The organism is Pseudoalteromonas nanhaiensis (assembly GCF_051235485.1).
Taxonomy (GTDB): Bacteria; Pseudomonadota; Gammaproteobacteria; order Enterobacterales; family Alteromonadaceae; genus Pseudoalteromonas; species Pseudoalteromonas lipolytica_C.
Window position 1 is genome coordinate 137,867 of record NZ_JBPNYQ010000010.1, and the last position, 8,803, is coordinate 146,669.

The 8,803-nt window shown below is 40.5% G+C and carries 8 protein-coding genes and 1 rRNA gene; 6 read left to right on the forward strand and 3 right to left on the reverse strand.

From position 1 onward, the window contains the following. Positions 1-83: 83 nt before the first annotated feature. Both ispA and xseB read right to left on the reverse strand, forming a co-directional pair. Positions 84-971: a (2E,6E)-farnesyl diphosphate synthase gene (gene ispA / locus ACSFVZ_RS10990; RefSeq protein WP_135923694.1), complete on the reverse strand. Its 888-nt coding sequence runs from the start codon at positions 969-971 to the stop codon at positions 84-86. A 4-nt stretch (positions 972-975) separates the two neighbouring features. Next, a complete protein-coding gene (xseB, locus tag ACSFVZ_RS10995) occupies positions 976-1,218 on the reverse strand; it encodes an exodeoxyribonuclease VII small subunit (protein ID WP_054552565.1) in 243 nt (80 codons plus the stop codon). Between the two features lie 271 nt (positions 1,219-1,489). Here xseB and pomA point away from each other — a divergent pair, with 271 nt between their 5' ends. The 4 genes from pomA to ACSFVZ_RS11015 all read left to right on the forward strand — a co-directional run bounded on the left by pomA (position 1,490) and on the right by ACSFVZ_RS11015 (position 5,767). Further along, positions 1,490-2,257, forward strand: a complete 768-nt coding sequence (pomA, locus tag ACSFVZ_RS11000; RefSeq protein WP_135923695.1) for a flagellar motor protein PomA — start codon at positions 1,490-1,492, stop codon at positions 2,255-2,257. Between the two features lie 3 nt (positions 2,258-2,260). Continuing rightward, a complete protein-coding gene (locus ACSFVZ_RS11005) occupies positions 2,261-3,184 on the forward strand; it encodes a flagellar motor protein MotB (RefSeq protein ID WP_135923696.1) in 924 nt (307 codons plus the stop codon). 129 nt (positions 3,185-3,313) lie between these two features. After that, positions 3,314-3,790, forward strand: a complete 477-nt coding sequence (locus ACSFVZ_RS11010; RefSeq protein ID WP_135923697.1) for a hypothetical protein — start codon at positions 3,314-3,316, stop codon at positions 3,788-3,790. A gap of 66 nt (positions 3,791-3,856) precedes the next feature. Continuing rightward, positions 3,857-5,767, forward strand: a complete 1,911-nt coding sequence (locus ACSFVZ_RS11015) for a DNA topoisomerase III (RefSeq protein ID WP_435558851.1) — start codon at positions 3,857-3,859, stop codon at positions 5,765-5,767. Position 5,768: 1 nt separating this feature from the next. Here the strand turns inward: ACSFVZ_RS11015 and ACSFVZ_RS11020 are convergent, their stop codons facing one another. Then, entirely contained in the window at positions 5,769-7,082 is a 1,314-nt protein-coding gene (locus ACSFVZ_RS11020; RefSeq protein WP_435558852.1) for a M20 metallopeptidase family protein, read from the reverse strand. Between the two features lie 83 nt (positions 7,083-7,165). On the opposite strand from ACSFVZ_RS11020, the gene ACSFVZ_RS11025 reads away from it, so the two are divergent. Together ACSFVZ_RS11025 and ACSFVZ_RS11030 are read left to right on the forward strand one after the other, a co-directional pair. Further along, on the forward strand, positions 7,166-8,023 hold the full coding sequence (locus ACSFVZ_RS11025) for a tetratricopeptide repeat protein (RefSeq protein ID WP_435558853.1): 858 nt from the start codon (positions 7,166-7,168) through the stop codon (positions 8,021-8,023). A gap of 626 nt (positions 8,024-8,649) precedes the next feature. After that, positions 8,650-8,803: ribosomal RNA gene (locus ACSFVZ_RS11030) — 16S ribosomal RNA — on the forward strand; the annotation flags it as partial.

Consider the following 8,803-nt stretch of genomic DNA (forward strand, 5'->3'; position numbering starts at 1 on the left):
ATATACATCCTTCGCTAACCAGAGTGCATTATAGCCCATTGCTGCTCTGATTTTTTAGTTATTTTGTCTTTCTTTTTTAGACGTTAATAATTACGCTCAACAATATAGCTAGCAAGGCTTGCCAGCTCGCGGGTGTCGTAATCAATAGCCTCAAGTGCTTTATGAGCCCGAGCCAATAAGTCTTGTGCTTTTTGCTTAGCGCCTGCCATACCTAATAATGCAGGGTAGGTCGCTTTATTGGCCGCAATATCTGAACCTTGCGGTTTGCCTAACGTTTCGGTGTCTGCCTCTACATCGAGAATATCGTCCTGTACCTGAAAAGCCAGACCAATTGCTTGACCAAACAAATTAAGTTGCTTTAACGTTTGCTCATCACATTGCGGCGCGGCCAAAGCCCCCAAGGTAATTGCACAGTTGAGTAATGCGCCAGTTTTAAGTTGATGAATACGTTCTAGTTCTTCGACTGTAATTGCTTTATCAGTGGCTTCAATATCAAGTGCCTGACCACCTACCATACCCTCTATACCTGAGGCTTTGCTTAACGAGGCGATCATTCTTACCTGTTGTGTCGCAGGTACTGCAAACTGATGGTTAGCAATTAAATCAAATGCTAATGTTTGAAGAGCATCACCGGCGAGAATAGCTTGCGCTTCACCATAAACAATATGACAAGTAGGGCGGCCACGTCTTAAGTCATCATCATCCATTGCTGGTAGGTCATCATGAACTAACGAGTAGCTATGAATACACTCAATAGCAGCGGCAAGAATATCAAGGTCAGCTTTGTCAGCTCCCATCATGCGGCCCGTCGCATAAACGAGGTAAGGACGTAAGCGCTTACCACCATTTAAAACGCCGTAATGAGTGGCTTCTTTAATGGTTTTTTCAGTGTTTAGTGGCAGTTCGAAATAGCGATTTAAATGTGCTTCAACGTCTTCTCGAGCGCGTTGTAATTGTTCTTTTAATTGCACTTAATTAGTCCAAGTTTGAGTCAAAGTTGCTAAGAGGAGCTTGGCTATCGTTACCCATTAATATGGCCACTTTTTGTTCGGCTTGTTGTAATTTTCCAGATGAGGCATTCGCAAGCGCTATACCACGCTCAAACTGTTTTAGCGATTGTTCTAAAGACAGTTCACCTTGCTCCATTTGTGCAACAATCTGAGATAATTCATCCAGTGCTTCTTCAAAACTCAAGTTTTCTGGTTTCTTTGTTGCCATAGTGGCCTCGATAGCTAATAGAAAGTGAGGCCAATTTTAGGGGGAATGCTAAACTAGGTCAAAGAATGATGTGTTTTTTTGCGCATAAAAGGAAATCAATATGCTATTTTTACGGTTTTAGAAGTAGCGGCAACTTGTAGCTTAAAAATCTTACATTAAAATAAAATTAATTCATTTAATGATTTAAGTAATTCAATTGCTTGCCGATAAGCAGTTAATAATAAAAATTTGATGCCGTTGGTGTCGTGTAATTGTTCCTCTGGAGGGGTATGTGGATTTAGCAACCATAATAGGTATTCTTGGTGCCATAGGCTTAATTGCTATGTCGATGGTATTAAGTAGTGACGGCCAAGTTGCAATGTTTTATAACACGCCTTCGGTGGTCATTGTATTTGGTGGTTCGATTTTTATCGTGTTATCGAACTTCACTATGGGGCAATTTTTGGGCATTGGTAAGGTCGCTGCAAAAGCCTTTATGTTCAAAATTGAATCGCCAGAAGAATTAATTGAAAAAGCAGTAGAATTAGCTGACTCAGCACGTAAAGGTGGTTTCTTAGCATTAGAAGAAGCCGAAATCCCTAACGGCTTTATGCGCAAAGGGGTTGATATGTTAGTGGATGGTCATGATGCTGATGTAGTTCGTGCCACACTGCAAAAAGATATTTCCCTCACCGCTACTCGCCATGAACTTGGTGCAGGTTTATTTAAGTCGCTTGCCGATATCGCTCCTGCGATGGGGATGATAGGCACGCTAATTGGCTTGGTTGCAATGTTATCTAACATGGATGACCCAAAAGCAATTGGTCCAGCAATGGCTGTAGCTCTTTTAACAACACTTTATGGTGCTTTTTTGGCTAACGTTGTTGCAATTCCTATTCAGGTAAAACTAGAGCTGCGTAAAGATGAAGAAGCTCTCAACCAACGTTTAATTCTTGATGCGGTACTGGGTATTCAAGATGGTCAAAACCCGAAAGTCATCGAAGGCATCTTGAAAAACTATTTAGCTGAATCAAAACGTAAAGTCGATACCGAGGAGTAGGGCATGTCAGATCAAGAGTGCAAATGTCCACCTCCGGGGTTACCTGCCTGGATGGGAACCTTCGCAGATTTAATGTCGCTATTAATGTGCTTCTTTGTACTCTTGCTTGCTTTCTCGGAAATGGATGTTCTTAAGTTTAAGCAGATAGCAGGTTCAATGAAGTTTGCTTTTGGTGTACAAAATAAAATTGAAGTAAAAGATATTCCAAAAGGGACCTCGGTCATTGCAATGGAGTTCACTCCAGGCAAACCTGAACCTACTCCTATCGAGACAATTCAACAACAAACCGTAGAGATGACACAACAAATGCTCGAGTTTCAGGCTGGTGATGAAAGCTCTGCAGGTGGTCGTCAAGAACAGCGTGGTAATAAGCGTGGTGGGGAATCACAAAGCACTGCTCAGCAACAAGCAATGGAGCAGTCAATTTCTGCAGCCGATCAAGAGCAAACGAATGAGCTTGTGAAGAAAATTGCCCAACAGCTTGAGCAGCAAATTATGGATGGTGCGATTGAACTTGAGTCATTAGGTCAGCAAATTATTATTCGCATTCGTGAGAATGGTTCATTCCCATCAGGCAGTGCTTTCTTACAGCCTAGGTTTAAACCTATCATTCGTGATATTGCTACGCTGTTAAAAGATGTGCCGGGTGAAATAACCGTGTCAGGGCATACAGATGATTTCCAAGTATCGAATGAGCTTTATACAAACAATTGGGATTTGTCGTCAAAACGTGCTGTTGCAGTTGCTAGCGAAATGGAAAAGGCCCCCGGTTTTGATAAATCTCGTATGATGGTTGTAGGTCACGCAGAAACAAGGCCACTAGTACCGAATGTAACCGATGAAGATCGTAGGCGTAACCGACGAGTCGAGATCTCTATTATGCAAGGTAAGGCGCATGAATCTGAGCCTATTGATGTGAGGCAATAAATCAATTAAAGTGAAACTTCATTAACAGATGTAATGGAGTATACAAATGAAAAAAGTTGATAAATATAGCTATATGCCAGGCAATGGTGATGGCGGTGATGACGATAAAACTGATTAAGGCGCTACATTTTGCCTGACTGGTTTGTAGAAATTAGAGTTATCTTAAGCAATAGCTGGGTGTTCATTTTGAGCCCAGCTATTATTATTTTTTATCTTCGTAAAGATTGGCCTGCTTTTTATTTCTCTGTTATTACTGCTGCTTTTTTCCTTTATGGAACTCTTATTTATTCTGCTTTAAAAGAATTTGATGACATTTATATCTGGCGCTATGTAGTCTGGGCTTTTAATGATATTGCTTGGATGGCAATCATTGCTTATTTAGGTATTAAAGACAAAGTCTACTTATGGCAAAGTGTGTTGGGACAACTTGTTGTTATTATGGCGCCAATTTTACAACTGTTCCGTTTGGTCGACCGCCATCTTTGGGATTTATCATACAGTACCTACATGTATAAGACCCTGCTACCGCTAATCAATATTGGTACTGTGGTCGTTTGTTACCTACCACTTATCTATCTCTTTACTCGACGAAGTCAGCAAGCTTAAGCGATTCCTAAGTTAAAAATCCTGTGCTAGACTACTGTTTATAAAAACAGTATTTAGTGTTGCTTTATGAAACTTTACATTGCCGAAAAACCCTCCCTAGCACGGGCCATTGCAGATGCGCTGCCAAAACCACAGAAAAAACAGGATGGTTATATAGAGCTTGCTAATGGTGATTGTGTTTCTTGGTGTGTAGGGCATTTGCTTGAACAAGCAGAGCCCGATGATTACGATGCAAGTTTTAAAAAGTGGCGATTTGAGCACTTACCTATCGTGCCAGAACAATGGCAATTAAAACCTAAAGCAAAAACCCGTAAACAACTCACTGTATTAAAAAAGCTAATCAAGCAGGCAAGTATCATAGTTCATGCAGGTGACCCTGACCGTGAAGGCCAGCTATTGGTTGATGAAGTAATTGATCAGGTCAAACTAAGTCAAGCTAAAAAACAGCAAATTCAACGACTCTTGATCAGCGATTTAAACTTAAGTGCAGTTAAAAAAGCACTTAATAATTTAAAATTGAATCGTGATTTTATTCCCTTGAGTGTATCTGCTTTAGCTCGCTCGCGTGCTGATTGGCTATTTGGTATGAATTTAACGCGAGCTTATACGCTAGCTGGGCAAAAAGCTGGATTTGGTAATGTGTTATCTGTTGGGCGGGTACAAACACCTATTTTAGGTTTAGTTGTAAATCGTGATAATGAAATAGCGAACTTTGTAGCAAAACCTTTTTATGAAGTATTAGCTCATCTTGAAACTGAGCAGCAGCAAACTTTTTCTGCTAAATGGCAGCCAAGCAAAGCATGCGAACCTTATCAAGATGAAGAAGGGCGGGTATTACATAGAGGACTTGCTGAAAATGTTGTGTCACGCATAACTAATCAGCCAGCTAAAGTAGTTGAGCTTGAGCAGAAGCAAAAAAAGCAACAAGCGTCGCTACCTTATAACTTATCAGCTTTACAAATCGATGCGGCAAAAGCGTTTTCAATGCCTGCGCAAAAGGTGCTCGATACCTGTCAAAGCTTATATGAACGTCATAAGTTAATTACTTATCCTCGATCAGATAATCGCTATTTACCAAAAGAGCATCATAAAGATGCAGCTAAAATTATTGCTGCTATTGCTAATAATGAAGGGCAAGCAAGTGAAGCTTGTAAGCAAGCTGATACGAGCAAGCGTAGTAAATGTTTTAATGACAGCAAAGTTGCAGCTCACCACGCGATAGTACCTACCGAAAAACAACTTCGCTCAGCAACATTAAATAGTGATGAACAAAAAGTCTATCGGTTGATCTGTCGTCATTATTTAATCCAGTTTTATCCAGACTATGTATTTAACGAAACCAAAGTAACGGTTGAAATTGCAGGTGGGCTTTTTAAAGCAGCTGCTAAGCAAGATGTTAGCCTAGGCTTTAAAACATTGATGGGCAAAACAGAGTTAAAAGATGAGCAAACCTTGCCTGCTCTTGAAAAAGGTCAGTTGCTGCATTGCAATCAAGGCGAAGTGATAGACAAAATGACGACACCGCCAGCGCATTTTACTGATGCTACCTTATTAAGTGCTATGACAGGCATCAGCCGGTATGTGAAAGATCCTGAAATTAAAAAGATCCTTAAAGAAACCGATGGCTTAGGCACTGAGGCTACACGGGCAGGTATTCTTGAGCTTTTATTTAAGCGCCGCTTTTTAGAGCGTCAGGGTAAAAACATTTTAGCAACGGCAACAGGAAAAGCACTCATTAGTACATTACCAGAGCAGCTTGCTAGCCCTGATTTAACAGCTAAGTGGGAAGCATCATTAGGGAATATAGCTGAGCAACACATGAGTTATCAGCAGTTTTTAACGCCATTACTGGCAGAGCTGCATGCTTTAGTTGAGCAAGCGAAGCAGTGCGACAGTCAAGTATTTTCCCAATTACCAAAAACGCCGCAAAAGCGACGTTTTAAAAGAAAAGCTAAGCCTAGAGCTAAGTCAGCCTAAACTATTTTTTATTGAACAGGGCAACTGCGGCGTTACTCATAGCTGTTATGCCTGTAGGAAGCGCCTTTTTGTAATCAGGTGCAAACTTACTTGAGTGTAAAGAAGGTAATGTTGCACCAGATTTCATCGCTTCATCATATTGACTCGGCTCAACACCGCCTAACCAAAACAAAGTAATTGGTACGTTTTGTTCTGTACGACCGTATAGACCAAAGTCTTCACCAGCCATTACAGCTTCAGTTTCAAGTACATTGTCTTCACCAATAGCATTAGCAATTGCTGAACGCACTACATTGGTTTGTGCAGGGTTATTGTAAGTCGAAGGAATTGACTCATCTTCATGCACAAATACTTCAGGAGCTAAGCTTTCATCAAGTCCGGCACTTAATGCGATGCCTTTAGAAATTCGTTTAATCGCAGCGATTTGTTGCAAGCGTACTTCAGGATTATAGCTACGCAGTGTTAATTGCAGTTTTACTTCATCTGAAATGACATTGTGTTTAGAGCCCCCGTGAATAGAACCTACCGTGATAACCGATGGTTCAAGTGGTGACAATTCGCGACTAGTAATAGTTTGCAGCGCCAACACAATACGTGAAGCAATTACAACAGGGTCTATTGTTGTGTGTGGGTAGGCACCGTGACCGCCTTTACCTTTTACAGTAATATCAACAGAGTCAACGCTTGCCATCGTATATTCTGTTTTCATGCTAACTTTGCCAGCAGGAACACTGGCACTAACATGTAAACCAATAACATGGTCTGGAGTAGGGTACTTAGTAAAGAGCCCTTCTTTCAGCATGGCTTTTGCACCGCCTCCTACTTCTTCTGCTGGCTGTGCCACCATCATTAAAGTGCCTTGCCACTGATCTTTGTGTGTCATTAACTGTTGGGCTGTGCCAATAAATGAACTCATGTGAATATCATGACCACAGCCATGCATTACGCCAACGGTTGCACCAGCATCATTAGTGACAGTTACTTTAGAGGCGTATGGCTTACCAGTTTGTTCAACAATTGGTAAGCCGTCAGTATCAGTGCGGATCATGACCGTAGGGCCATCACCGTTCTTATATATCCCAACAACGCCGTAACCACCCACATTATCTGTAACAGTAAAGCCCAGTTGTTTTAATTGCTTTGCTAACTTTTGGCCCGTTTTCTTTTCGTGGTATGACAACTCAGGAGATTGATGCAAATCTAAATAGAGATCTTCAATCTCAGGCATGGTTTTTTGAAGATTTAAATCGAGCGTTGTTGCTTGCGCGAATGGACTAAGAAGTAATAAAGCTGCAGAAATAGCAGATAATTTCATAATGACCTCGACCCGTAGGACTTGTAATTGTTATGTTTGCCACTATATCAAAACTTAAATACTTATATAGTGCAATCAATCAAATGAATAATATGATAAATCTTACCCCGCAAAATTTGCAGCAAGCACTGGGTGAAACGTCCGCTGAAAAATTAGTGTTACTTACTTTTTACTCTGCACAAAATCCAGAGTGTCATCAACAAGCTGCTATTTTAGAGAAGATGGCACACGAATATGGTGAGCATTTATTAGTAGCAACGTTAGATTGTGATGTTGAGCAGGCACTTGCAAGTCAACTTGCACAGCAAATAGGTTTGCAAGCACTACCCACTCTTGTGATGTTAAAAGACTCAGCGCCTGTTGATATGTTACCTGGTGCTCAAACAGAGCAGCAAATTCGTGATGCGTTAGCAAAGCATTTACCCGCACAACATGAATTATTACTTGAGCAAGCTAAACAAGCGTTAATTAATCAGGATTTAAATAATGCATTTAGTTATGCAAAGCAGGCATACGAGCTAGATCCAAACCATACTCGTGTAAAGTTAGTGTTAGCTGATATCTGTATTCAAATTCATAAGCTAGATGATGCGCAAGCATTATTAGCTTCGGTTGCAGAAAATGAACGTGATGCGTATTTCACCAATATCCAAGCTAAATGTGAACAAGCGTTAGCAGCAACAGATTCACCAGAAATAAAAGCACTACAAGCGAAAGTAGAAAAATATCCAAATGATCTTGAGATAAAACTAGAGCTAAGCAATGCCTTAAACATTGCAGGTCGCAAAGAAGAAGCACTTGAGATGTTATTTACTGTGCTTAAAAAAGATCTAAATTACGCGGATGCAAAACCAACATACCTAGAAATCATTGCCTCCTTACCTGATGGTGATGCACTTGCTTCTAAGTATCGCCGTAAATTATATAGTATCTTGTACTAAATCTAGTGTTGATTGATAAAAGCGCCACTTAAATACAGGCGCTTTTTTATTTAAAAAAACTTGCGTATTACCTAATTTCGATAATACTTAAGATCCTCTCGAGAAAAGTTGGCTGTATTTTATACAGCAAACTATGTTTTTTACTGCCTTTAGCTTGTTTTTTGCGCGAAAGGTAAGTTTTTAGTAGTTTTCTACAAAAAGTGCTTGCGTTAATTCTTCGCATCCCTATAATGCGCATCCACTGACACGGCGGGCAGCAATGAAAAGCGCTGAACAAAGTGGCAGAGAGTTAAGTAAAACTTCGGTTTAAAACGGTCTAAAAAGAAAGTTTAAAATTAAGTGTTGACTCAAAAAATTAAGGATGTATTATACGCATCCCTCGAGACGCGAAAGCAACTCGAAACGTTCTTTAACAATATAAAGCAATCATCTGTGTGGGCACTCGTACAGATTGAGTTCTAACAGCAGATTCTAGTTCGCTAGATGACGCAAACAAATTTAGAGTCTCAATTGAACTGAGTGACCAACGGAAACAAGTTTACTTGTTTCAGCACAGTCAATTCGATATCGAAAGATATCAAAATTCAGAATTCATTGAGCATGTCCTTCGGGACAGAAAAAACTTTTAATTGAAGAGTTTGATCATGGCTCAGATTGAACGCTGGCGGCAGGCCTAACACATGCAAGTCGAGCGGTAACAGAAAGTAGCTTGCTACTTTGCTGACGAGCGGCGGACGGGTGAGTAATGCTTGGGAATATGCCTTATGGTGGGGGACAACA